Source organism: Candidatus Zixiibacteriota bacterium (assembly GCA_021159005.1).
Lineage (GTDB): Bacteria > Zixibacteria > MSB-5A5 > UBA10806 > 4484-95 > JAGGSN01.
On record JAGGSN010000139.1, the window covers coordinates 1 to 1578 of the forward strand.

Here is a 1578-nt window from a genome sequence, read left to right on the forward strand (position 1 = left end):
TAATTCTACTCTTCTCAATACTTCCTTGACATCTGCCACAGACCTAACGACTGCGCTGAAACCTCCGGCCTTCACGTTTCTGTTAAGATATTCTGCTTGCAGCGGGGTTGGTTCCGTTATTCTGCGTTTTACCTCCAAAGCCAAAAAACACCCATGATAGCATCCGATTATGTCTGATATACCGCCTTTGCTCATAGGGCCTTGCTGAATTTTTGCGAAGTTTGATAAAGGAACAGTTTTAAGAAAAGTCATTATACTTTTTTGGATTTTCTTTTCGAGCCGATCATCGTCGGCAAGATGAAAATTCATTACCTGAGGAAGCAGTGGTATGAGTGGCTTCTTTTTTTTATTTTTCATCCTTTATTAAAAACAGAGCAGTTCCTCCCTCAGCCAAATAGTTTACCTTGTAATAACTTGCCTGTCAACTATGGCACAGAAGTTAAGACCTCTTGACTTTTGAAATTGTTATGGTAAAATGCTGTGAATTTATTGGAGGTGTGATGCAAGCCAAAATAAAAAGGGTTGGACGTGCTAAGATGCCAATTATGTTTCATGAATGTCCTTTATGCAAAAAGATATTTAAAAAGAAATTTGACCTTAGACAGCATCTTCGGTCTCATGGATTGCCTAAAAAAGAAATTAATCATTATTTGAAACATTTTCATAAATAATAGGATTTTAAATGATTAAGCCTTACTATGATCATAAAGGAATCGGCATTTATAATTGTGCTTACGAAGAGATACTACCTGAACTTGAGCCAGTGGATCTCGTTATGATTGACCCTCCTTACGGGATTAGGCAAAGCTTTGAGAAGAACAGAGCAGGAGGCAACAAAGCAAAGGCAGGGAATTATGGCAATAAAACTTGGGATGATAAGCCTATAGACTTTAACTTGTTGTGGGAATTATTGTCTTTAGGAAAATATGCTTGTTGTTTTGGGGGGAATTATTATCCTATGCCTCCATCAAGTTGTTGGCTTGTATGGGATAAGGAAAATACAGGTGGTTTTGCTGATTGTGAGCTCGCCTGGACTAATTATAGAAAAGCTGTAAGACTTATCAGGCATCAATGGAATGGAATGTTAAGAAAGGGAAAAGAACCACGATATCATCCCACGCAGAAACCACTTGCTGTGATTAAGTGGGCGATAGAACTAGCACCAAAATATAATACTATCCTTGACCCCATGATGGGATCAGGCACTACGCTTGCGGCAGCCAAGGATTTGGGCCGAAAAGCAATAGGTATAGAAAAAGAAGAAAAATATTGTGAAATAGCAGCCCGCCGCCTGCAACAGGAAGTTTTATTTGGGATATAATATGCAAGTCAAAATAGAAAAAAACACGATTAGGCTCTCTTTTCCATACGACAAAGAAAAGGTCAAGTGTTGCCAGACTATGGCGATGCGTTGGAGCAAAGTAAAAAAAGAGTGGTCCACTCCGAACAACTATATGAACCGTGTTTGCTTAAATCGCCTTTTCCCTGGCCTCCTTCCCTTTGAACCAGAAGAAGAAATTAAAGAATTGGTTGTTCCTTCTTTCTTAATGGAACATCAGAAGAGAGCGCTAAGGAGGG

Annotated in this window: 4 protein-coding genes; 3 read left to right on the plus strand and 1 reads right to left on the minus strand. The window is 39.2% G+C overall.

What is annotated here, in order from left to right:
• The coding region (locus tag J7K40_09285; protein MCD6162589.1) for a hypothetical protein at window positions 1-357 on the minus strand (357 nt) is incomplete at its 3' end.
• Between the two features lie 92 nt (window positions 358-449).
• On the opposite strand from J7K40_09285, the gene J7K40_09290 reads away from it, so the two are divergent.
• From J7K40_09290 to J7K40_09300, 3 genes are all read left to right on the plus strand, one after another.
• Window positions 450-671 (plus strand): hypothetical protein, encoded by a 222-nt coding sequence (locus tag J7K40_09290; protein MCD6162590.1) that lies wholly within the window; start codon window positions 450-452, stop codon window positions 669-671.
• Window positions 672-682: 11 nt separating this feature from the next.
• Window positions 683-1321 (plus strand): site-specific DNA-methyltransferase, encoded by a 639-nt coding sequence (locus J7K40_09295; protein MCD6162591.1) that lies wholly within the window; start codon window positions 683-685, stop codon window positions 1319-1321.
• A 1-nt stretch (window position 1322) separates the two neighbouring features.
• A partial coding sequence (locus J7K40_09300) for a hypothetical protein (protein ID MCD6162592.1) occupies window positions 1323-1578 on the plus strand: 256 nt, incomplete at its 3' end.